Annotated in this window: 18 protein-coding genes; 8 read left to right on the top strand and 10 right to left on the bottom strand. The window is 43.8% G+C overall.

The annotated features are described in order from the left end of the window. Positions 1–38: 38 nt before the first annotated feature. The 5 genes from AAFN85_RS16805 to AAFN85_RS16785 form a co-directional block, all read right to left on the bottom strand. Positions 39–1844 carry a glycoside hydrolase family 35 protein gene (locus AAFN85_RS16805; RefSeq protein WP_347528762.1) on the bottom strand — a complete coding sequence of 602 codons (1806 nt, stop codon included), beginning with the start codon at positions 1842–1844 and terminating at the stop codon, positions 39–41. Positions 1845–1911: 67 nt separating this feature from the next. Then, complete coding sequence (locus AAFN85_RS16800) at positions 1912–3498, bottom strand: RagB/SusD family nutrient uptake outer membrane protein (protein WP_347528761.1); 1587 nt, start codon at positions 3496–3498, stop codon at positions 1912–1914. Between the two features lie 10 nt (positions 3499–3508). Then, on the bottom strand, positions 3509–6856 hold the full coding sequence (locus AAFN85_RS16795) for a TonB-dependent receptor (RefSeq protein ID WP_347528760.1): 3348 nt from the start codon (positions 6854–6856) through the stop codon (positions 3509–3511). Positions 6857–7066: 210 nt separating this feature from the next. Further along, a complete protein-coding gene (locus AAFN85_RS16790; protein WP_347528759.1) occupies positions 7067–8209 on the bottom strand; it encodes a FecR domain-containing protein in 1143 nt (380 codons plus the stop codon). A 64-nt stretch (positions 8210–8273) separates the two neighbouring features. Beyond that, positions 8274–8843 (bottom strand): RNA polymerase sigma-70 factor, encoded by a 570-nt coding sequence (locus AAFN85_RS16785; protein ID WP_347528758.1) that lies wholly within the window; start codon positions 8841–8843, stop codon positions 8274–8276. Between the two features lie 345 nt (positions 8844–9188). Here AAFN85_RS16785 and AAFN85_RS16780 point away from each other — a divergent pair, with 345 nt between their 5' ends. Both AAFN85_RS16780 and AAFN85_RS16775 read left to right on the top strand, forming a co-directional pair. Further along, positions 9189–10007: an alpha/beta hydrolase gene (locus AAFN85_RS16780; RefSeq protein WP_347528757.1), complete on the top strand. Its 819-nt coding sequence runs from the start codon at positions 9189–9191 to the stop codon at positions 10005–10007. A gap of 180 nt (positions 10008–10187) precedes the next feature. Further along, a complete protein-coding gene (locus AAFN85_RS16775) occupies positions 10188–12593 on the top strand; it encodes an outer membrane beta-barrel protein (RefSeq protein WP_347528756.1) in 2406 nt (801 codons plus the stop codon). A gap of 28 nt (positions 12594–12621) precedes the next feature. On the opposite strand, the gene AAFN85_RS16770 is transcribed toward AAFN85_RS16775, so the two are convergent. Both AAFN85_RS16770 and AAFN85_RS16765 read right to left on the bottom strand, forming a co-directional pair. Beyond that, positions 12622–14088: an FAD-dependent monooxygenase gene (locus AAFN85_RS16770; RefSeq protein WP_347528755.1), complete on the bottom strand. Its 1467-nt coding sequence runs from the start codon at positions 14086–14088 to the stop codon at positions 12622–12624. A gap of 69 nt (positions 14089–14157) precedes the next feature. Further along, positions 14158–14688 (bottom strand): Crp/Fnr family transcriptional regulator, encoded by a 531-nt coding sequence (locus tag AAFN85_RS16765; RefSeq protein WP_347528754.1) that lies wholly within the window; start codon positions 14686–14688, stop codon positions 14158–14160. Between the two features lie 362 nt (positions 14689–15050). Here AAFN85_RS16765 and AAFN85_RS16760 point away from each other — a divergent pair, with 362 nt between their 5' ends. The 6 genes from AAFN85_RS16760 to AAFN85_RS16735 all read left to right on the top strand — a co-directional run bounded on the left by AAFN85_RS16760 (position 15051) and on the right by AAFN85_RS16735 (position 21246). Continuing rightward, positions 15051–15707, top strand: coding sequence for a hypothetical protein (locus tag AAFN85_RS16760; protein ID WP_347528753.1), 657 nt, complete (start codon positions 15051–15053; stop codon positions 15705–15707). 265 nt (positions 15708–15972) lie between these two features. Further along, positions 15973–16362: a hypothetical protein gene (locus AAFN85_RS16755; RefSeq protein ID WP_347528752.1), complete on the top strand. Its 390-nt coding sequence runs from the start codon at positions 15973–15975 to the stop codon at positions 16360–16362. Positions 16363–16364: 2 nt separating this feature from the next. Then, positions 16365–18968 (top strand): DUF4132 domain-containing protein, encoded by a 2604-nt coding sequence (locus AAFN85_RS16750; RefSeq protein ID WP_347528751.1) that lies wholly within the window; start codon positions 16365–16367, stop codon positions 18966–18968. Between the two features lie 379 nt (positions 18969–19347). After that, positions 19348–19995: a FadR/GntR family transcriptional regulator gene (locus AAFN85_RS16745; protein ID WP_347528750.1), complete on the top strand. Its 648-nt coding sequence runs from the start codon at positions 19348–19350 to the stop codon at positions 19993–19995. A 4-nt stretch (positions 19996–19999) separates the two neighbouring features. Beyond that, a complete protein-coding gene (locus AAFN85_RS16740) occupies positions 20000–20833 on the top strand; it encodes a sulfite exporter TauE/SafE family protein (protein ID WP_347528749.1) in 834 nt (277 codons plus the stop codon). Between the two features lie 11 nt (positions 20834–20844). After that, complete coding sequence (locus AAFN85_RS16735; RefSeq protein ID WP_347528748.1) at positions 20845–21246, top strand: DUF1634 domain-containing protein; 402 nt, start codon at positions 20845–20847, stop codon at positions 21244–21246. Positions 21247–21266: 20 nt separating this feature from the next. Here AAFN85_RS16735 and AAFN85_RS16730 read toward each other — a convergent pair whose 3' ends face one another. From AAFN85_RS16730 to AAFN85_RS16720, 3 genes are read right to left on the bottom strand one after another with little or no spacing between them, the layout of a single operon-like run. Continuing rightward, complete coding sequence (locus AAFN85_RS16730; protein WP_347528747.1) at positions 21267–21623, bottom strand: diacylglycerol kinase family protein; 357 nt, start codon at positions 21621–21623, stop codon at positions 21267–21269. Between the two features lie 11 nt (positions 21624–21634). Further along, complete coding sequence (locus tag AAFN85_RS16725) at positions 21635–22138, bottom strand: hypothetical protein (protein ID WP_347528746.1); 504 nt, start codon at positions 22136–22138, stop codon at positions 21635–21637. Then, on the bottom strand, positions 22135–22722 hold the full coding sequence (locus tag AAFN85_RS16720) for a class I SAM-dependent methyltransferase (RefSeq protein ID WP_347528745.1): 588 nt from the start codon (positions 22720–22722) through the stop codon (positions 22135–22137). The genes AAFN85_RS16725 and AAFN85_RS16720 overlap by 4 nt, the downstream gene beginning before the upstream one ends. Between the last annotated feature and the right edge of the window lie 170 nt (positions 22723–22892).

Below are 22892 nucleotides of genomic sequence, written 5' to 3'. Positions count from 1 at the left end.
TAGATGCGTTAGTACTATCGCAAAAGGATATATGTACCTTATTCTAAAGTCTTCACACCTTTAATAGTACTTGCGGTATCCTGGTGCAGATCGAATACAGTTACGTTATTCTCACCCTTTTGCAACCAGTTGGCAGGGCAGTATAAATGAAACTGCGGACCAACATTCCAGTAACGGCCCAGGTTATGCCCGTTAACCCAGATCACACCTTTTTTAAAGTTGCTAAGATCAAGATAGGTATCCGCGGCTGCTTTTAACTCAAATTTACCTTTAAAAAATACACCATCGTGAAAGCCGTTCGCATCGCTCGATTTTAGCGCGGCGATAAACTTATCGTCCATTGGCAGTTTGTAAACTTCCCAGTTGGTGAGTGTCATGCCTTCTAACGTTACCCTATCAGTAATACCCTTACGATCTACCATATATTGCGCGAAGTTGATATGGCCCATGTTTTCAACCAGGATATCAAGCTGCGGGTCTTTCACGTCCGAAGGCGGCAGTTTAACTGTCCATTTTCCGCCATCGCGATAAACGGTATCAACCAATTTACCATTCAGCAGTATAAGGGCATAATCATGCGGCTCGGTAATGGTAAGGGTTCCGCTTTTACGGCCTATTAATTTGGTGCGGTATAAAATAAAACCGCTATACTGACCAAGGGCTTCCATCGGCACAGGCTGAGGTATTTTAACGGCTTCCGGTAACTCGTTCCATACACTGTTAACAGGTTTCATATCAAATGCTGCAACCTCTGTTACCGGTGTTGGTTTAGGAACGTTAGGAATTTTATATTTTACGTATTTGGCGATAACATTACGCAATGCATAAAATTTTGATGTTGGTTCACCACGCTCGTTAACCGGCGAATCATAATCATAGCTGGTAACATCGGGCTGAAACTGCACTGGCGAAAAAGCGTTAGCCCCCGCATTGAAGCCGAAATTAGTACCGCCATGTACAACGTATAAATTGAATGATTTTTTATGCTCCAGTAAATAAGTTACTTCCTTCACTATACCATCATTCCCGGGCTTTTGCCATTTCTCTTTCCAATGAGTTAACCAGCCCGGATAGCTTTCACTACTAAAGGATGGCACATTGGGATTTTGTTTTGCAGCCTGTTCAAAATCGGCATCACTCGATCCGCTGTCCAATCCTATAGCAGCGCCATCAACCCCGCCTGCTTCAAGCATAAAGGCTGTTGGGCCGTCGGCAGTGTAAAAAGGTACATCGATACCGTTTTTCACCCACATATCTTTTAGGGTTTTAATATACTCCCTGTCGTTAGCATAGCTTCCGTACTCATTTTCTACCTGCACCATTAATATGGGGCCGCCATTGGTGCATTGTAATCCGCGAACTTGCTCAGATAAAGCATCCACAAAACGGGTAACCTCGGCCATGTAGCGCGGATCCATACACCTCAGTTTAATATCGGGGATAGATAATAAATAAGGAGGCAAACCACCAAAATCCCATTCGGCACAAACATACGGACCTGGGCGAAGCAGTACCCACATCCCTTCGGCCTGGCATAGTTTTATAAATTCGGCAATATCCCTGTTTTCTGTTTTAAAATCGAATACGCCTTTTTGCTCTTCATGATAATTCCAGAAAATGTAAGCCGCTATGGTATTACAGCCCATGGCTTTGGCCATCTGGATGCGGTGCCTCCAATACATTTTAGGGATCCTGGCAGGGTGCATCTCGCCGCTGATGATCTGGAAAGGCTTTCCATCAAGCAAAAAATCAGATTTGCTTAACGCAAACGTATGTTTTTGCTGAGCACCGGCAGTAATTGATGATAAGATAACAAGAACAAACAGGAGAACTTTTTTCATCATAAATGTAATTATAGGATGTTAAATAACCGGGAAGCATGATTTACACTCCCCGGTTAAAATTAATAATTTACCAGCCCGGATTTTGAACTAATTGTTTATTCAGGTCCACCTCGTTTTGAGGGATAGGCCATAAATAATCGCGATTTACGTTAAACTGCCTTTTTTCAACCAAAACGTGCTGACCATAATCAGCCCTCGATGAATTGAAATAGTTAAGGATACCGTAAGCGTTACCCGGCATTACCGTTTCTGCCGTTTTCCACCTGCGGATATCAAACAGGCGGTTATCTTCCATCGGGAACTCCACATGGCGTTCGCGCCTTACAGCAGCCCTTAATTGCGCCTGGGTTGACGCTTTCGCCGCGGTTAATGCAGGCATATTAACGCCGGTACGCTGCCTTACTTTGTTAATAGCATCGTAAACCGTTTGATCTATTGTACCCGCTTCTATCTTGGCTTCGGCATAATTCAATAACACTTCGGCATAACGAATCAATACGATATCGTTATAGGAGTTAGCATCATAATTGCCTGATATTACCGTTGGGATGTATTTTTTATAATAGTACCCGCTAAACGAAGCATTGTTTTTACCCAATGCATCAATCGAATTTGTGTTGGTGATATCTATGGTGTTGCCATTAACCACAGTTCCCGGCACAACTACTGTTAGTTTAAGCCTCGGGTCGCGGTTATCAAAAGGTTTTGCCGCGTTGTACAACGGCGAATTATCAATGGTGTTACCATCTGTACATTCATAATCATCAACCAGTTTTTGCAACGGTACCACCTGCGACCAACCGCCAACAGTAGGCCCGCCAACCCAGGTAGCTGTACCGTTAGCATAGGTATTGGCAATGTACTGACCTGCAAGTATTATCTCCGGACTGGTTTTGTTAGTACCATTGAATAAACTCAAATAATCAGCATCAATACTGTATTGGTTTAGGTCCATTACAGCTTTCGCAGCAGCGGCGGCTTCTGTGTATTGGGCGTTATAGAGCAGTACCCGTGCTTTTAAAGCTAAAGCCGCTCCGCGGGTAATCCTACCCTGATCGGCAGTGGCATAACTAAGCGGCAGATAGTTAGCTATGGTATCCAACTCGGCAACTATAAAGTTAGATACGGTTGCTTTTGGTGTTCTGCTCACATTAAATTCGCTGATAGCTTGTACGTGAGTAATTAATGGTACATCCCCATACATACCTATCAATTGCTGGTAAGCGTAGGCCCTTAAAAAGCGTGATTCGCCAACCAGCCTTTTGTGCATATCATCACTCATGCCGGTTACCTTATTAATATTATCAAGCACGTTGTTTGCCGCGCCTATCATGGTATAAAAATTTGACCAGTAATGACTGAAAACTCCATTGCTGGCTGTACCAGTGCCATTACCTGCATACTGTATATCATCGGGCCAATTACTCCATGAATAACTATCGTCAGTTCCGCACGATAAAAATATCCTGTCGGTAAAATCACCGAGATAACGGTAAATATTGTTTACCGCTTGTACGGCATTGGTTTCTGTTTTCCAATAGGTTGTACCCGACGATGCATCTAATGGCTGTTTATCAAGCAGGTCTTTTTTACAGGCCGAAAAACCCACAGCCACAACAGCCAGTAGTAATATTATATGTTGAATCTTTTTCATCTCTGTTGCTTTAAAAATTTGCGTTAATACCAAAGGTGTAAGTTTTAACCTGCGGATAATAGCGGTTATCATTTGGCGATTCAGGATCGATATCGCTTGGCAGGCTACTGAAAGTGAACAGGTTTTGCCCTGACACATATAACCTTAGTTTTGAAAGGCCAAGCTTGCTTATCAACGTTGGTTTAAATGAGTAGCCTAACTGGGCGCTCTTAACCCTTAAGTACGATCCGCTCCTGATCCAGAAGGAAGAAGCCTGGTAGTTTTGTGTTGAAGTAGTTAACCGTGGATAGGTAGCATCGGTATTTGTAGGTGTCCAGCTATCCTGCTGAACGGCTTTGAAGTTACCATCGGTACTTGTTGGCGCCCTTTGCATTACCAGGGTGCTTACATCAACCTTTCCAACACCTTGCAACAAGGTAGAAAAATCGAACCCTTTATAGCTTGCGCTTAAATTAAACGCATAGGTATAACGTGGAATGTTGCTCCCTAAGTAAACACGATCTTTAGAATCGATAACCCCATCGCCGTTCTGATCTTTATACATCAGATCGCCGGCTGCGGTACCCGCGGTTTGGGTAGCATGCCCTGCAACTTGCTCGGCTGATTGGAAAATGCCTTCAACCTTGTAGCCATAGTAAGCCCCGATAGGAATCCCGGTCATGTATCCGAAGGTATTGTTGTTGTTATCGGTTGTGAGGTAATCAGTTCCTTTAAGATCGGTGATCTTATTTTTTACATCTGAGATATTGGCACCAACCGAATATTTAAAATCTGAACCGATGGTTCCCTTGTAATTCACACTAAACTCATAGCCTTTGTTGTTCATGCTACCGGCATTTTGATAAGAGGCAGTAAAACCTACGGTAGATGGAATAGGAAGCGCGTATAATATATTATCGGTGGTTTTGTTATAGTAATCAAAAGTGAACGTCAACTTGTTATCTAAAACGCCTAAGTCAAAACCAATATCGGCCATTTTGGTAGTTTCCCAGGTAAGGCCGTTGTTTACATAAACGCTTTGGCTGGCTGCCGTATTCAATGATCCGCCAAAAGGATAGCTGTTATTGTAACTAAAGGTTGATTGATATGGATAGTTAACTACAGCGCTTGTTGTTGAAAGCGGGTTATCGTTACCCAATTTACCCCATGATCCCCTAAGCTTCAGATCCTGGATACCCGAGAGATCCTTCATAAACTCCTCGCGGGCAATGTTCCAGCCTGCCGAGAATGATGGGAACCAGCCATAGTTTGATCCTTTAGGAAAACGTGACGAACCATCACGACGAATATTGGCCTCGAACAGATATTTATCATCGAACGAGTAATTTAGCCTTCCAAAATATGATACAAGCAGGTATTCTGTAGCTGTACCAGTGTTTGTAGATGTACTGGCCGAACCGGCGTTGATCTCAGACAGATCGCCATCGGGAATATCTTTTCTAAAGGCTGTTAGATAATCATAATTTTCGCTTAAGCGTGAGGCGCCCGCCAATACGCTCAGGTTATGCTTGCCAAAGGTTTTCTTGTAGTTGATCAAACCCTGGTAATTTTGAAACCAATAACCGGTGTACTGTTTGGTGATATCGTTTTGCCCTAATGTCAGCGTGTTTTTGGTGTCATACTGAATATAGTCGAAAGCTTTATTGTGCAAGCTGTTATATGAGCTTTGGTAGTTATCGGATGCGGTACCGGTAAGGGTAAGCCCATCAATTACCTGGTAGTTTAACTTGAAGTTGCCGATGAAGAGGTTCTTTTTGTAGCTGTAAAGCCCGCCCTCATCTTGTAACCTAAGTGGGTTTTGGCCACCGCGTAAAGTAGCCCATGTGCCATCGGTATATTTGTCAACACTTAAAGGGTTGGCAATAGCAGCCTGGCCAAACTGATACCATGCAGATCCTGCAACGCCTTGCGGCTCCTGTTGTTTGGAGATATTGGCCGATATATCGGCACTAAAATCAAGGCGCTTGGTGATCTTGGTGTCTGTATTGAGCCTAACAGTAAGCCTGTCGTAATTCATTTGTTTGATCAAACCATCCTGGTTAAAATAGTTGGTTGAAAAACGATAGGTATTTTTTTCACCGCCACCTGCAACAGAAAGGCTGTGCTCCTGCTGGAAACCACTACCTGTAAGAATATTTTTTAGCCAGTAATTATCTGGGTATAAATTCTGGTCGCGGTTAGGGTTGTTGTATTCTGCAATTTGTGCATCTGAATATACCGCGCCTGCACCCGAATTGGTGTACATGAGGTTAGCCAGGCGCATAAACTCCTGTGCACCTACAAATTTGGATATCCGGGTTGGGTTTTGCCAGCCAAAGTAATCTGAATAATTTACCGCTGTTTTGCCAGATGAACCGCGTTTGGTAGTGATCAGCACCACGCCGTTAGCGGCCCTTACACCATAGATAGATGAAGCCGCAGCATCTTTTAGCACCGATACCGAGGCAATATCATTAGCATCAACGTTATTGATATCCGTTTGCACACCATCAACCAATACCAATGGGTTACTGTTGTTCAAGGTACCTATACCACGAATGCGGATAGTGCCCTGATCTGCACCCGGCTGTCCCTGGCTTTGGGTTACCGTAACACCAGATGCAGCGCCCTGCAAAGCAGCTGATACCTGGCCAACCGGCTTCCAGTTAAGATCGTTGCCGCTAACCGAAGACACCGAACCCGTTAGGTTTACTTTTTTCTGCGTGCCATAGCCAACCACAACAACCTCGTTTAGCTTGCTCATATCAGGCACCAGTTTAATGTTCATTGCCGACCCCGATGTTGCAGGCAACTCGGCAGTAGTAAAGCCAATAAATGAAAATATCAGCACTGCATTGCTGTTTGGAACATTTATTTTAAACTTACCGTCGGCATCGGTAACAACAACTGCCGTTCCGCCTTTTACCTTAACGGTTACGCCCGGCAAAGGGAGGCTTTTATCGTCAGTAACCTGCCCGGTAATAGTTACGTCGGCTTGTGTTACCCGCAGCGTTTGGTTACCGGATGCTCCCTGAAGAATGATAGTTTTATCAATTACCTTATAACTTAATGAAAGGTTACGAAGGCACTCTTCAAGTGTTTCGGACAGCGAAGCACCGTTAAGCTTAACGGTAACGGTTTTATTATTTACATCTTTCGAATCGTAAAAAAACACGTAGCCGCTTTGTTTACTAATGTTGTCAAGCACGTTTGCAAGCGAGGCATTACGCTCATTCAGGTTTATTTTTTGACTAAAAGCTTTGGCGCTACACTGCAGCAAACCTGCTATTAAAAAAATGGTGGTCAGTTTCATAACCAGGAGAATTTTTTTGGGCAGCCATTTTTTGGACATGGCGATAGAAAAAGCATTATAATTCATACTTTTGATTAGTTGGGTTAATACACGATTAGGTTCAATTATTCGTATTTCCGTAAAAGGAAGGGGTTAACTCAAGTATTTCGTACCCTGATTGGCGTCGGGGTACGTTTTTGAATTAACAGCCTTTTTTGATTGCCGCTAAGGCGTGAGGTGTAATTCTGTTTTCATCGTTAGTTTTGTTGGTTTTTAAATTATTGATGGATATATTGTTCAGGGTGTAATTACTATAGTACGGCCTTGTATGCGGTAATTGATCTTTTTAAATGCGAGCAGATCGAGCATTTGCGATGCATTCACATTGCGTGAAATCCCCCCTGAAAACTCTCTTTTAGGTACTTCGCCTTCATATTTCACATCTACATCATACCATCGGCAAAACTGGCGCATCACATCATAAATACTGGCATCATGAAAATAAAACATCCCGTTTTTCCATGCTACCGCCTGATCGGCATTTACTTTTAGCACATCAAGCTGCTCGCCGGCAAGGCGTGCCTGTTCGCCGGGTTTTATTATTTTGCTTATTTGATTATGAGATATTTTCACACTTCCTTGTAAAAGTGTTGTGCGGGTAACGCCCTCATCGGCGTAAGAATTTACGTTAAAATGGGTACCTAAAACTTCAATTACCTGCCCGTTAGATACCACCCTGAATGGCTTGTTCCTATCATGGGCAACTTCAAAATAAGCTTCGCCGGTAAGTTCCACCCTCCTTTCGCTGCCATTAAACTGTACCGGAAACCTAAAAGTAGTTGCGGCGTTGAGCCAAACTTTGGTACCATCAGATAAAGTAAACTGGTATTGACCTCCCCGGGGTGTAGTAGCGGTGTTAAATAGATGTTCCTGAGCTTCATGTTCGCCAGGCCGGGATGAGTAAGTAATACTTCCGTCGGCCGTTTTATTGATGGCGGTACCGGCATCGCTGGCAACCTGTCCGTTTTTTGCCCCCGAAAGCACCACCTTGTTCCCATTTGATAAGGTAAGTGTAACCTTGTTGCTGCCAGGCAAAATATTGGCAGCTACCGCCGCTTGCGGAGCATTAACGGTACGCGCTGTTTTATTGAAATTAATAAATTGATAAGCGCCAACAACAAGGGCTACAGTAACAGATGCGGCGGCCAGCGTATAACGCCTGCGACGCATTTTGCGGATATTATGATTACCTTGAGCGTTTTGTGTTAGTGAAGCGATACTTTCCTGTTGGTGAAGGGTGATCACATCCTCATCAATTTGCGGCGATGGCTCATCAGCTCGGAATGATAAATACCATGATTCTACAATGGCCTTCTCTTCATCAGAAGCATTGCCTTCATCATATCGTTTTAACAGATCTTCGAGGTACTTTTTATCCATAAGCAGGGGAAATTCCTTTTAATTATGTCAACGACAATTGAAAAGGCGCTATGGAGTAGAAGAATTATAAAAAAAATGAAAAAAGATAGGTCCCTAATTTTACCCTTAATATTTTAAGCGAGTTTTGAACCTGTTTACGTACAGTAAGTACGCTAATATCAAGTTCGTTTGCTATTTGTTGATGCGAAAGGTGTTGGTTGCGGCTCATCTCAAATATCAATCGCATTTGGGGCGGTAGCTTTTCAACCTCTGCCTCTATAATTTCGGTAAGTTGCTTCAACCTGATATTGTGATCTGCAGCCGGGGTACCGTTATCAATAAATGACTGAAGCGAATCAAAGTAATTGTATTTTAACTTGTTTCGCCTATAAACATTGATCACTTTATTGCGTACCGCCGTGTAAAGATATGCTGATAAACCAACCGTAAAATGGATGGTTTCCCGGTTATCCCATAAGTAAGAAAACAGTTCCTGCAGTACGTCCTGAACTTCATCGCTATCCCCTAACCTTTGCCGTGCATGCCTGTAAAGAACCGCATAATACCGTGAGTGAATTTCGGTGAAAGCACCAACATCGCCCTGTTGTAGCTTAGTCAGTAACTCTGCATCGGTAAATGAACTAAAAACACTCATTAACAATTAAAAGGGGATTCTAATTTTCAATATTAAGGAATTATTTCCTAAGATGAGCAATTTGTTAACCTCAATGTGTCGTTTTAACAATTAATTTTGCGCTGATGCAAAAGATAAAATCATTGATCGCCCACGCTCCCGTATCTCTTGAATTACCGGCATTAAAAGTTGTGTAATCTCACAGTATTTATCACCCGTTTTCATAAATTAACGATATACCGTGAGCATCAAAACCAATACATTAATTAAGCTATTAAATATCAACAACTTAAAATTGCGGCATAATAATAGTACTTAGGCGGCAAGCAAATAATCTATCAAACAAAAACCAAACTATTTACAACCATGAAATTCACAGTAAAAGACGGAACAGAGATTTATTACAAAGATTGGGGCACTGGTCAACCTATCGTATTTCACCACGGCTGGCCGCTATCAAGCGATGATTGGGACGGGCAACTAATGTTTTTTGTTGAAAAGGGCTTCCGTGTTATAGCGCACGACCGCCGTGGCCATGGCCGTTCAACACAAACAGGTTCGGGACATGATATGGAACACTACGCATCAGACGTAGCCCAACTAATGGAACACCTCGATATTAAAAACGCGGTACACGTAGGCCACTCAACCGGTGGTGGTGAGGTAATTAAATACGTTGCCCAATATGGTAAAGACCGCGTGGCTAAGGCTGTTTTAATAAGCGCAGTTACGCCGTTAATGTTACAAACTGAAAACAACCCCGATGGCGTTCCGCTGTCTGTTTTTGATGAGATCCGCCAGGGTACCGCTTTTAACAGGGCGCAGTTTTTCCAGGATTTTACTATTCCGTTTTATGGCTACAACCGCGAAGGCGCTAAAATTTCGCAAGGCGTGCGCGACAACTGGTGGCGTCAGGGCATGATGGGTGGCGTTAAGGCTCATCATGATGGCATCAAAGCTTTCTCAGAAACTGATTTTACCGAATACCTGAAAAGCGTTGAGATCCCGGTACTGGTATTACATGGCGAAGACGACCAGATAGTTCCTTTCCCAATTTCGGGTGCAAAAGCCGTTAAGTTGTTAAAAAACGGCACGCTGATCTCGTATCCGGGTTTCCCGCATGGTATGCCAACTACCGAGGCTGCAACTATCAATGCCGATATTTTGGCTTTTATACAAGCTTAATTACCTGTTAAATTGGTAATACATAAAAGGTATCCCTTAAATGGGGTACCTTTTTATTTATCCGGTTTGATTAACACACAACCCGATAAAAAAAGTGATTTTCACGCATATTTTTCACCCATTACATCATAAACATCAGCCTCATACTGATTATCTTACATGATTATTAGGTTTGACTGAATGATCCGTACACTTTTACTTTTTTTACTGGCATTGGTGCCCGTTACAAGTTTCGCTCAGCATTTTACGCTGATAGTGCTTAAAGAAAATAGCCAACCGGCCGATGGTGCCACGGTTAAGCTCGTACAGAATAACAGACAGGTAAACCTTGTAGTAAGTAACGCCAGCGGTCGGGCCAGCTTTGAGAACATTTCAACAGGGGCATTTAGTTTCACCGTAACTTATACGGGTTACAGGCCGCAAACCACGCGCAGCTATACTATTGCCGAAAATGTAAAACAGGATACCATCCGGATGCAGCCCTTTGATACCCAATTGAAAGAGGTAAGCGTTACTGCTAAAACACCGCCGGTTGAAGTAAAACAGGGCAAGGTGATCGTTAATGTAGATGCATCTGTTACCAACGTAGGTGCTACGGTGTTGGAAGTGCTGGAGAAATCGCCGGGGGTGATGGTTGATCGTAACGGGGGCATTTCATTACAGGGCAAACCCGGGGTACTGGTGATGATAGATGACAAGCCAACCTATCTTTCAGGTGCCGATCTGAATAACCTGCTTAGCAGCATGAGTTCTACCCAGGTAGCACAGATAGAGCTGATAGCCAACCCCACCGCCCGGTACGATGCCAATGGGAACGCGGGGATCATCAACATTAAAACCAAAAAAAACCGACAGAAAGGCTTTAACGGATCAGTTTCGGCAACGGTGGCACAGGGTGTTTATTTCAAAACCAATAATACGCTGGTGCTCAATTACCGTGCAGGCCGCGTAAATACATTCTTTAATTATAATATCAGCGATCAAAAATATCTTACCAATCTGTACGCGCTGCGCAAATACACCAACGCAAGCGGGGCGATCACTTCAACGCTGGATCAGCCATCTCACTTTACCGGCACGGTGCTCAATAATACAGTAAAAACAGGGTTGGATTATGATGTTTCGCCCAAAACTACTCTTGGCGTTGTACTTGGCGGAACCATTATTCACCGTGAGGGTAATAATACCGCCTCGGCGCGCTGGCTTAACTCAACCGGCGCGGCAGATTCTGTGATCGCTACCGATAACGCCAATAATAGTCGCTTTAAAAACGGGCAGGTAAGTCTAAGCCTTCGCCATACCATCAGCAAAACGCAGGATATCAACGCCGATGCCGATTGGTTGCACTATAATATTACCAGCGACCAGAATTTTAACAATCGCCTGCAAATCACAGGTGGTTATAACGAATTAACGCGTGCCAAGATCCCTACAGGCATCAACATATTTACTGGCAAGGCCGATTATACACTCAAAACCCAAAATGATGGCCAATGGCAACTCGGCTGGAAATCGGCACGCAGCAGTACTGATAACTCCGCCGGGTATCAAAATTTCAGCTCGGGGCAATGGACAGATGACCTTACCCGCAGTAACCATTTCCTTTACAACGAGAACATCCATGCCTTGTACTCGCTTTGGGAAAGCAAGCACAAGGCCATATCGTACCAGGTTGGTTTGCGTTATGAACATACTGATTATCATGCCCATCAACTGGGCAACTTGCTGCAAAAAGATTCGGCTTTTTCGCGTAACTACGGCAGCTTTTTCCCAAGCGGTTATTTTAGTTACCAGGCCGATACTGCCAACAACTTCACTTTAACCGTAAGTCGCCGTATTGACCGCCCAGCTTATCAAACACTTAACCCGTTTTATTTTATCATCAATAAATACACTTACCAAACGGGTAATCCATACATTTTGCCGCAATACAGCTGGAACCTGGAGCTGAGCCATCAATACAAAAATCTGCTTACCACTACGGTATCGTATAGCAACATCAACAACTACTTTTCGCAGATATTTTTAAGCGATCCTACACTTGCAGGTATTTTATTGTACACGCAGGGCAATGTGGGGCGCACATATATAATTGGCTTATCTGAGGCTATAACGGCATCGCCCGCCAACTGGTGGACAATTACGGCCCAAGCCTTGTACAATTATAAAAAGCTAAGCGGTTTTAATGGCAATCGTTACACATCCGATATCAATCAGCTTAACCTTAATGCCAGCAACCAGTTCACCATTAGCAAACGATTTACCGGCGAGCTATCTGGCTTTTATACCACCCGTGCCCGTAACGACGTGCAGGAACTGCTATACCCTACCGGGCAGCTATCTGCGGGACTCGGGATGTCGATGTTTAAAAAGAAAGCCAACCTGAAGTTGAGTATGCGCGATATATTTTACACCAATGCTATGGAAGGCCTAACGCAATTTCCGAACGCTACCGAATATTTTAAGATAAAGCGGGATAGCCGTGTAGTGGTGCTCGCGTTCACTTACCGCTTTGGCAAAACCTACAAAACGGTTAAACGTAATAATGGCGCAGCCGATGAAATGCAGCGGGTTGGGAACGGGTAACGAATCGGAATATCGCATTCGCAATTGTTTAGCTTGTAAAACCGCTTGTTAAATAGGCTTGCACCTGCGCTATACCTCCAATCAAAGCTATATAACCATCCGGCCTGATCAGTACGGCACCTTCTGTTAAACCATAAGCGTTAATAAGCGCCTCATCCTGTTTTTTGATCAGCCTTACCCATGCCGGTAATTGAACATGGACTTCGACCCCAAGTAATAACATTTTCCATTCAGTTCCTCGCAGATATTCCGACAGCCATTCTCCATCTGTCAACTGAACATCAGGCGCACGATCTCCTGCCTGTAAACCGGATATTGTTATAATACTTGCGCCGTTAAGGGAATTTTCCCTGTAATTTAGCTTCAGTTGTGTAGTATCAGCAGAGCCCAGGCTTTCAAAGCCACTTTTGCCGCTGGTTGCACCGGCCATCATTACCTTTTGCCTTTGCGAAGTAGTTTCCAGTAGCCAGTCGGCAATAGGGATCCGCTCCTCTTCGTAAGTGTTTAATAGTTGATCATCAGCATAGCCTTTAATTACAGCCGCCAGTTTCCAGCCTAAATTATATGCGTCTTGTATTCCTGTATTCATGCCCATCCCCCCGGCAATTGAATGTACGTGTGCCGCATCGCCTGCTATAAAGGCATTGCCTACCCTATAAGTTTCGGCTCTGCGCACGTTTACCCGGTAAACAGATTGCCAGGTGCTGCCCGTAAAGGTTACCCCTTCCATTTGCGTACGTTCTTTAAAAAGTTGGTTGAAGGCCTCCAATGTTGGAGTTGGCACATCGCCATCCGGATTTGGCGGCACTACGGCCTGTAATTGCCAGGTATTGCTGTTTTTAAACGGGAACAGGGCGAATGCGATACCATATACGGGGCTTAACCAGTTGTACCAGGCATCGGGTTTCAGGCCAGCAACAGTTACATCGCCCACCCAAAGCTGCTCCTGCTGATGGGTTTCACCAACAAAATTGATCCCCAGTTTTTTACGGGTAGCACTTTTGCCGCCATCGCAGGCTACCATGTACGTGCAATTTAGATCTTGCTTGCTGTTGGGGCTTTCCAATTGGCAGATAATACCGTTGGCATCTTGCGTAAAAGTTGTCAGTTCGGTAGCCCATTCAACCTTGCCGCCAAGGTGTTGCAGTTTGTTACGCAGGGCATTTTCTACCGCGGGCTGTGGTAGTAATAAAGTTTTGGGGTAGCGGGTGTCGTTTCGCGGAAAACCGGTACGGGGCGTTTCGCCCAGTAACTGGTTCCCGGCAAATTTGCGGTATGGGAGTTCGGTTGTGCCCATGGCCATCAGCTCTTCGGCAATCCCTAAGTCGTTTAATATTTCCAGGCTGCGTGGTTGCAGGGCTTTGGCGCGCGAGCCTTGCGGTGCGGCGTTAGCGCGTTCAATAATGCGGAATGATATGTCGCGCCTGGCCAGTTCGCAGGCCAGGGTAAGGCCTACCGGGCCTGCTCCTATAATTAATACATCAGTATGTTTCATAGCGGTGTTTTTTGTTTCCACAAAGCTACCGGCCATGTAAAGCCCCTAACGATAACAATTGTTAATTAATCATTTTCTGTTACGGATGCGGCTAAGTGATACTGAGGTAATACCCAGAAACGAGGCGATATAATGCTGCGGGATCCGCCTGATAATTTCAGGATGATGGGCCAGCAACTCCCGGTACCTTTTCTCAGGACTATCTTTAATGTGGGCTACAAACAGTTTCTGAAAATCCATTAACCGCTGCTCAATATAATGGATGTATGATGCCTTAGCCAGGGGATTGTTTTCCCGGGCATTTTTAAAACGCTCCAGAGGCACACTGTACACCACGGTTGGTTCCAGGGTTTCAATGCTGTACCAGCTGGGCTGGCCAAGGGTCATGCTCTCGAACGACGACGCGAAACTCCCTTCAAAAAGGAATTGGAAAGTAACCTCTACCCCATCGTTATTGAACCAGCACCGGCAGCATCCCTTATCTATATAAAAAAGCTTTTTAGCCTGGTTTCCCTCACCTATCAATAGGGTTTTGGCAGGCAGTTCTTCCCTGGTGTAGGCACTCTTAATACGATCTACAAAATCAGCTGCATCGGGCATCTAACAAATATAACATCACTGTTCTTAAATAGCCTAATGATTATTACAACAGCGAACCGCCGATTTAACATAGGCACCTTGCAACACATAGGTAATTTTGAACGAACGGGCAGCAACACAGGGGGTAACAGGGGTTAACAGAAATCGGGGTTAACATTAACCCAATTACCTATAAATCAATATTTTAAATAAAAACAGACGTTAACCCCCATTTGTCAGTAAGGCTATCCCAATAATTAAGTTAAAAATCTGAAAATAAACTACTTAATCTTTTACAACAGACAACACCTGCAAAAATACTAAAAATATTAGTAAATAAGTAAGTAATTGCCTATCTTTACTTTTCTAAATTACCAAACCTTATGCAAACCGAAAATGCTTTACCGGATTTAACCTCGCCATACCAGAACGTGCTCAATGTATTGAGCTTACCAAAGATCACCCATGCCGATATTGAACATCTTAACCTTGCTGAACGCGATTACCTTGGAGAAATTTCGACCGAAAAACTGCGGCATTTAAAAGGCGAAGAACGCGACAGCTTTATCGAAAAAATAACGGGGATAGTTGACAAGAACACAAACGACCAGGTTTGGGAACATAACCATCAAGTAATTGGCCGGGCCATCGCGAAACTGATTAGCCAAAATGGATGCATGCCCCCTAAATTTATGATAGCCCGCGAAACCGGCCTGAGCAGGCAAACGGTTGCCAGGCACATTGCAACCTATAAGTCACATCCTCAATACCTTGCCGAGGTGGAACAATTTAAATACATGACCCCATCGGTATTGGCCAGTGTTTGCAAGCAGGCCTGCAGCGGCGATGTAAAAGCCGCCCGGCTTTATTTTGAAATGGTTGGCGCGATAGAAAAACAGCAAGCCCAAACCGTTATTAACGAACAAAACAACTACATCCAAATTAACAATACCATTATAAGTCAGCAAAACCTGAAAAAGCTGAACAAAGAACAACTGGATCAAATTGAGCGGATGATTAGCGGTGTTGGGGAGAGTTGATTTGGAGCGCGGATTTACTCACCCCGGCTTTGCTTCGCTCGCCACCCCTCTCTACGCTGCGCGTAAAGAGGGGACTTTTCTATTTATATTATATTTTTTCAACCCTCTTTGCGGCTTGCCGGAGAGAGGGTGGTCCAGCGGAGCGTAGATCGGGTGAGTAATTGCGCGGCATGTTATCTTCCCTATTTGCCACCCAATACATTTTGCCCAAAACCATAAATGTGATATATTTAAGCATTGATCAATACCTTATCAAAAAGTAGTTATGGTAATTACTATCAAAGATGAAACCTTCGCAGGCAAAATTCTGCAGGAACTCGACCTTGAATTTGAAACCAACATGGTTACCGTGCGAGATATCATTACCTCGCGGGTAGTTAAAGAGGTGCACCTGTACAACAGCAAATTGCCCGAATACTTTAAAGGGCTTGTTGAACCATCAGACGCCGAAAAAACGCTTAACGGCTTTAAACTCAAAACAAAAAAACTCATCGACGCCGAAAAGCAGGTGTATGTTGCGCTGCATGCTTTTCAAAACAATTCGTTCTTTGTTTTGGTGGATAATACACAATCTGAAGATCTTAACCAGGAAGTAGCGCTGAGGGCCGAAACCAGCATCAGCTTTATCAAATTAACACCATTGGTTGGCGGCTGAGTATGGGCATTTTTGATAAGCTAAAAAACGCGTTTAGCAAAAACGCGCAACCGGTGAATGATACTCCCCATCAGGCCCTTAATGAATTTGATGAAGTGATCAGCAGTTCGCATGCCGAATATGCTAAAACCACCGAGTATTTTTGGAATGTAAAGCTGAATACAATTTCTGTTTACACCAATACAGTTGCCCTTTGGGATGATCAAAAGAAAATAACATTCATCACTTATTGCATCCACAAGCTTAACGTTTATTTTAAAAATCGTGGACACTCTTATTCACATTCCGATAAGGCATATCAAATACAAGAAGTTCAAACCGCGTACTTAACGCAGTTGTTTAAAACAAAACTGCTTATTGACGATGATGGCCTGGAAAGTATCATCCAAGGATTTAACGAAAATAACAATTGGGATTGGTATTCATTTAACCGATGGCCTGTTTCGCCAATGATTAACCAGCTTAACAATCAATATGGCAAAACAGGTGTTTCCGAAAAAATGGCCAACTCGTTAACCGGTTTAAAAGCCAAAATTGAGGAAATTAACAATACCTATTATCAAAAAGACAAGCTGAAAATCATTGAGAAAATAGATCAGTTGATCTTTAGTTCGGCTGGGCATGTGGCAAAGATCAAACCTACATTCTTTTTAGGCGAAGACAAGTTTTCGGCATATGCCAATAACATGGTGCAAGCTATGCCCGAAGCCGAAAAACTGATCTGGTACCAGTTGATAGCCAAAGCGATAAAGGCTACCGGTTCCAAACCAACCAACAAATATTTGCAGGAAACTAAAAACCTGTTTAAAGAACTCGGCGCGGATAAGTTTAAGACCGTATTAAACAACTGGTTTCAGTTTGTTATTGATTTACAGGAAGAAACTATCACACATACCCACACCTACGATAATAGGGTTTACAACTACACCACGGCTACTTTTTTAAGCGCCATCAATATGGATGCTATAAAAGGTTTTGTGTGGATGGGATCAAATTTTCATGATAACGCAACGCTGAACAATATGGCCAAACTGGCCGAGCGTTGCTACCGCAAGTTGCCCGGTGTTGGGCCGGCGGCGGCCTCGGTTGGTAACGCTGCCTTGTTCGCGCTTTATAAATCGAAGGGGCTTGATGGTATAGGACATTTGTCGCGCCTTAAACTGCGCATTAAGCAAACCAGCACGCAGCAGCTGATAGAGAAGTACATGGTAGAAGCGGCCAAAGAACGCGGTGTTTCTACCCACGAAATTGAGGATATGTCTGTTGATGATCACGGGCTTGTTAACGGCACCCGCGAATATCAGTTTGAAAATTTCAGCTGTATTTTGAAGATAACAGGTGCCGGAAAATCTGAACTTAACTGGTACAAAGACGATGGCACCCAGCAAAAAACCGTACCTGCCGCCGTAAAAGACAAGCATGCCGCCCGTTTAAAAAAAATAAAAGACACCCAAAAACAGGCAGACCAAACAACCTCGGCCCAGCGCGACCGGATTGACCGCATGTTCAGGAGCGGGCGCAAATTCACTTACGCCGCGTTTAAAGAGTTTTTTGTTGATCATGGTTTGATGTGTTTTTTAACCCGGCAAATTATCTGGGATGTAACCCAAAATGATCAACCGGTAACCATGATTTACCTGGATGGGCAATGGGTTGATATTGAAGGTAATCCTGTTATCCTTACCGAAAACGCTGAGCTATCTTTATGGCACCCCGCCCTGGTACCGGTTGCCGAAGTAAAAAAATGGCGCGATTTTTTAACGCGGCACCAGATAAAACAGGCTTTAAAGCAAGCCTTTCGCGAGGTTTACCTGCTTACCGAAGCCGAACTCAATACCCGAACATACAGCAACCGTATGGCTGCTCACATATTAAAGCAGCACCAGTTTAACACCCTTACCAAAGCACGGGGCTGGAAGTATGCGCTGATGGGCGCGTTTGATAATGGCCGCGATAACGGCACAGCCGAAATAAGCTTACCCGAGTATGGCTTAAAAGCGCAATACTGGATAAACGAGGTTAATGCCGACAATGCCTTTAACGAAACCGGCATCTGGAACTATGTAGCAACCGACCAGGTGAGGTTTATCAATAGCGATGGTAACGTTGTTAACCTGGTAGATGTGCCTACCCTGCCCTTTTCCGAAATAATGCGCGATGTTGACCTGTTTGTTGGCGTAGCCAGCGTAGGCAACGACCCTAACTGGTACGATTCGGGCGGGATACCAAGCCTGAACAATTATTGGAGAAGCTACGCCTTTGGCGACCTATCCGAAGTGGCCAAAAACCGTAAAGAGATCCTCACCGGTTTAATTCCGCGATTAAAGATCAGCAAGGTTACCGAGATCAGGGATAAATTTGTTGTAGTAAAAGGGAAACTGCGCACCTACAAAATCCATATCGGCAGTACCAACATCCTCATGGAACCTAACGATCAATATCTATGTATAGTTCCGGACAGAAGCCAGAAAAGCCCCGCCGAAAATTTATTTATACCCTTTGAAGGGGATTCGGGGCTATCTGTGATATTGTCTAAGGCGTTTTTGTTGGCTGATGATGACAAGATTACTGACGGGACTATTACCAGTCAGATCGGTCGGGGTTGAGGGCATTGCTTTTCAGGAGCTTAAAACATTCAGATAGCATGCAGACATTTACTCACCCGGTCTACGCTTCGCTGAACCACCCTCTCTCCGGCAAGCCGCAAAGAGGGTTAGGAAGAGTATCATAAAATAACACTAACAAGCTCCCCCTCTTTACGCGCAGCGTAGAGAGGGGTGACAAGTGTAGCGACGTCGGGGTGAGTAAATATGCGCGCGATAAGTTGCGCTTGCCAATTCATGAATCATTACCCTACACCAATACTCACCAATTCCCAAAAACTTCCTATACCATCCCCCCAATTCAAAAATTACAATAGAATTAAATTAAAACATCAGATGTTTAATTTAACATCATATATTTGCATTGTTAAATCACTTAACAATGGCAGAAAAACTGAGCAACAAAATTATCCGGCTTATCAAAAACGATATTGCGGCCGGAAAATGGAAAGAGGGTGATAAAATGCCTTCGGAGTTTGAACTGATGGAATTATATGCTGTTGGGCGCTCATCCATTCGTGAGGCTATCAAATCGTTAGCTGATGCGGGGGTATTAACAGTGCAACAGGGATCAGGAACATTTGTAAATGCCATATCCGATTCTGAAAATATAGACCAACGTTTAAAACGTGCCGCATTTGATGATATCAACGCCGTGCGCCAAATGCTTGAGTTGGAAATAGCTACACTGGCTTCAAAAAATCGTACAGAAAATAACCTTCAGGAAATTAGCTTACGGCTTCAACAACGTAAAGATGCCATCATGACCGAACAGCGACTGCCCTGCATTGAGGCCGATCTGGCTTTTCACTCCGCCGTTGCAAAAGCTTCTGGAAACAGCGTACTGGCCGATCTGTACCACAGCTTCACCGTAATAATCCGCGACTTTTTTGAGAAACGCGAAAAGCAAGGCATAAACCACTTTGCCATGAGCCACTACCTGCATGAGGCCCTTTACAATGCTATATTAAAAGGCGATGCGGAAGCCGCACGCCAGGTAACCACCGAAATTTTAAAGAATAATTATTAAAACCATGACTATATTAACTTTCACACTGATATTACTGGCCGGGGCCTACCTGGCAGGGCTGGTAGGTTCATTAACCGGCCTTGGCGGCGGCGTAGTTGTAATACCTTTGTTAACCCTGGTATTCAATGTAGATATCCGCTATGCCATCGGCGCGGCGCTGCTTGCTTCTATCGCCAACTCATCGGGCGCAGCAAGCGCTTATGTAAAAGAAGGCATCACCAATATCCGTTTAGGCATGTTCCTGGAAATTGCCACTACTGTTGGGGCGGTTATTGGGGCGGTGCTGGCGGTGTATACCCCTACCAACACCATCGCCATACTTTTTGGTTGTATCCTGCTTTTTTCGGCAGCCATGACCATAAGGAAGAAAAATCAGGTTGCACTTACAGAAGGGAGCAAAACTTCGCAATTTTTAAAACTTAACGGCAGTTATCCAACCGCTGATGGCCCGGTTGAATATAAACTTAAAAATGTTGGCGCCGGGTTTTCTATCATGACTGTGGCCGGAGTGCTATCTGGCCTGTTAGGAATTGGCTCAGGAGCGCTTAAGGTATTGGCCATGGATTCCACCATGCACATTCCTTTTAAAGTGAGCACCACTACCAGCAATTTTATGATAGGTGTAACTGCTGCGGCCAGCGCGGTAGTTTACCTGCAACGCGGCTATATGGATCCGGCTATCGCTTTCCCGGTAGTACTGGGCGTATTGGGCGGCGCTTTTACAGGCGCGAAACTATTGAAACGGCTCGACCCTAAAGTGCTGCGCTACATTTTCTGCGCGGCCATAGTTTTTGTAGCCGCCGAAATGATGTATAACGGATTTCAACACAAATTTTAATTGAGAAGATCATGAACACAAATAATAAAACTAAAAGCCTTGGGGATCGTGACATCGAATTGCTTGTAGGCCGCCTGTTGCGTACCGGTGTAATAACCGCGAGTTGTATCGTATTGCTCGGCGGCATCTGGTTTCTGATTCAGCATGGTTCGGCACCAATTCCTTCATATCATCACTTTGCCGGTGAGGATGCTAACTACACCACCTTCGGCGGCATTATTTCAAGTACTTTTCAGTTCAATGCCAAAGGGATCATACAGTTTGGGGTGATGGTTTTGATAGCTACCCCGGTTTTGAGGATAGCGCTGTCATTATTTGGTTTTGGTTTAGAGAAAGATTGGCTTTATGTAGTTATCACAACTATAGTGCTTGGTGTGATGCTATTCAGTACAATTGGCGGGTTGAAAGTATAAGGCGGGCATTTATCGTGACGCTACAAAATATAAGGTAAATAGATAATAAGCGCGCATACCACAGCGCCGCCGCAAATTATCAATACCGCGCCAGATGCTATATCTTTTACCTGGGCAATTAGTGGGTCCTGTTCCCGGGTAACACAGTCGGCCAGCTTTTCGATAGCGGTATTGAAAAGCTCGGCCATCAAGGCCAAACTAATGAGGATAATGGTGATGAGCCACTCTGTCCGGCTGATCTTTAGCAAGCAGTTTGTGATAACTACAGCAATAGCGGCGATGAGGTGAAAAAACATGTTCTGATCGCCCTTGAATGCTACCAATATCCCTCTAACCGAATATTTATAGCTTGCCAAATGTTTTTTGATCTTGTTCATGCGGGTTTGTGTTATTTAAAAACGTGCGCTAAATAAACTATACCATAGCTGGCCAGGCAAACCATCATTTTTAAGTTTGGTCGGGTAATGAGGTTATGTTTTTCGGCTTTACCGGGTAAAATATAGCGGCCTAAGATCCAAAAAACGGCCGACAAACCGATATCCATAAAATCAAACCGGCCGTTTGTAATATGTACCAACTGTAACAGTTCAAGTCCCACACAAAATAGAAGCGGGATATACAGGCACTCTATCCTCCTTTTATAAAATTCAAAATAATAAGTGCGGGAGGTAAGTGTAATGCAAAATACCCACAATGCTTCGGGCAAAGAGTAAACTACAATATCACTTAAAGGGAGCATTTGTAGTACCCCGGCCTTTAATTTTCTATAATTATTTATGGAGATCAGCCTGATGAATACCTCGGTCACCAATGTTTTTTCTGTTCGATAAAATAGATAAATGAATAAGCTGATAAGCAAGGCAAGGGCAATGAGTATATAGATCTTCCTCATTTTTTTTGATAGATTAAAAGTTTAAAATAGGATAACCAAAACGGGTACTCTTTTAGCAACGTGAAGTTTTGGGCGGGAATAACATCTCCTATACGGAAAAATGATTTGAAATGAAGTCTTTTCGCGATGGCGCTAAAGGCCCGGTCGATATAGTTAAGCCAGTTATCGGGCGTAAAATGATTAAGGATAAATACCTTCCCTTTTGGTTTCAATACCCTCATCACCTCTTTCAACAACTGGTCGGGATCATCCACCACCGCTATAACGTGCGAAAGAACAACATAATCAAACGTATCGGCATCAAACAACAAGGCAGCACCATCCATCTTCAAAACCTGGATATTCCCGGGGCAGTTTCGTTGGGCTATTTTAAGCATTGCCTCGGATGTATCTATACCAGTAATGTGGTGCTTTTTATACAACGAGAAATGAGCGCCGTTACCTACGCCTATCTCCAATAGCCTGCCATTGGGCAGAAGATTTATTTCGCTAAATAATTTTTCCTTTTGAGGTTTAAGGAAAACATCCACAACGGGATAGAAAAAGGAGAACCTATTGTAAAAGATGTTGGTTTGCTCACTCATAGTAATTATAAATTATGCTCCCTATCCCCTTTTCACTAACCCGGCGTTGGATGAATTTGTAATAAGGTAAAGGTTCGGCATGTTTAATTGCCGTATTAATGAAGCAAAATTACTAATTTACTTTTAATTTCAAAGTTCTTTGTGTTCTATTTATCAAACGATAAACTTTT

This window comes from Mucilaginibacter sp. CAU 1740 (assembly GCF_039839285.1).
GTDB lineage: Bacteria > Bacteroidota > Bacteroidia > Sphingobacteriales > Sphingobacteriaceae > Mucilaginibacter.
Note: the sequence above shows the minus strand (reverse complement) of the source record. Positions and strands in the feature narration are given on the sequence as shown.

What these genes read in the sequence shown, in the direction of transcription:
- AAFN85_RS16805 (WP_347528762.1), bottom strand. Translation starts at nt 1,844, where the DNA reads ATGATGAAAAAAGTTCTCCTGTTTGTTCTTGTTATCTTATCATCAATT.
- AAFN85_RS16800 (WP_347528761.1), bottom strand. Translation starts at nt 3,498, where the DNA reads ATGAAAAAGATTCAACATATAATATTACTACTGGCTGTTGTGGCTGTG.
- AAFN85_RS16795 (WP_347528760.1), bottom strand. Translation starts at nt 6,856, where the DNA reads ATGAATTATAATGCTTTTTCTATCGCCATGTCCAAAAAATGGCTGCCC.
- AAFN85_RS16790 (WP_347528759.1), bottom strand. Translation starts at nt 8,209, where the DNA reads ATGGATAAAAAGTACCTCGAAGATCTGTTAAAACGATATGATGAAGGC.
- AAFN85_RS16785 (WP_347528758.1), bottom strand. Translation starts at nt 8,843, where the DNA reads ATGAGTGTTTTTAGTTCATTTACCGATGCAGAGTTACTGACTAAGCTA.
- AAFN85_RS16780 (WP_347528757.1), top strand. Translation starts at nt 9,189, where the DNA reads ATGAAATTCACAGTAAAAGACGGAACAGAGATTTATTACAAAGATTGG.
- AAFN85_RS16775 (WP_347528756.1), top strand. Translation starts at nt 10,188, where the DNA reads ATGATCCGTACACTTTTACTTTTTTTACTGGCATTGGTGCCCGTTACA.
- AAFN85_RS16770 (WP_347528755.1), bottom strand. Translation starts at nt 14,088, where the DNA reads ATGAAACATACTGATGTATTAATTATAGGAGCAGGCCCGGTAGGCCTT.
- AAFN85_RS16765 (WP_347528754.1), bottom strand. Translation starts at nt 14,688, where the DNA reads ATGCCCGATGCAGCTGATTTTGTAGATCGTATTAAGAGTGCCTACACC.
- AAFN85_RS16760 (WP_347528753.1), top strand. Translation starts at nt 15,051, where the DNA reads ATGCAAACCGAAAATGCTTTACCGGATTTAACCTCGCCATACCAGAAC.
- AAFN85_RS16755 (WP_347528752.1), top strand. Translation starts at nt 15,973, where the DNA reads ATGGTAATTACTATCAAAGATGAAACCTTCGCAGGCAAAATTCTGCAG.
- AAFN85_RS16750 (WP_347528751.1), top strand. Translation starts at nt 16,365, where the DNA reads ATGGGCATTTTTGATAAGCTAAAAAACGCGTTTAGCAAAAACGCGCAA.
- AAFN85_RS16745 (WP_347528750.1), top strand. Translation starts at nt 19,348, where the DNA reads ATGGCAGAAAAACTGAGCAACAAAATTATCCGGCTTATCAAAAACGAT.
- AAFN85_RS16740 (WP_347528749.1), top strand. Translation starts at nt 20,000, where the DNA reads ATGACTATATTAACTTTCACACTGATATTACTGGCCGGGGCCTACCTG.
- AAFN85_RS16735 (WP_347528748.1), top strand. Translation starts at nt 20,845, where the DNA reads ATGAACACAAATAATAAAACTAAAAGCCTTGGGGATCGTGACATCGAA.
- AAFN85_RS16730 (WP_347528747.1), bottom strand. Translation starts at nt 21,623, where the DNA reads ATGAACAAGATCAAAAAACATTTGGCAAGCTATAAATATTCGGTTAGA.
- AAFN85_RS16725 (WP_347528746.1), bottom strand. Translation starts at nt 22,138, where the DNA reads ATGAGGAAGATCTATATACTCATTGCCCTTGCCTTGCTTATCAGCTTA.
- AAFN85_RS16720 (WP_347528745.1), bottom strand. Translation starts at nt 22,722, where the DNA reads ATGAGTGAGCAAACCAACATCTTTTACAATAGGTTCTCCTTTTTCTAT.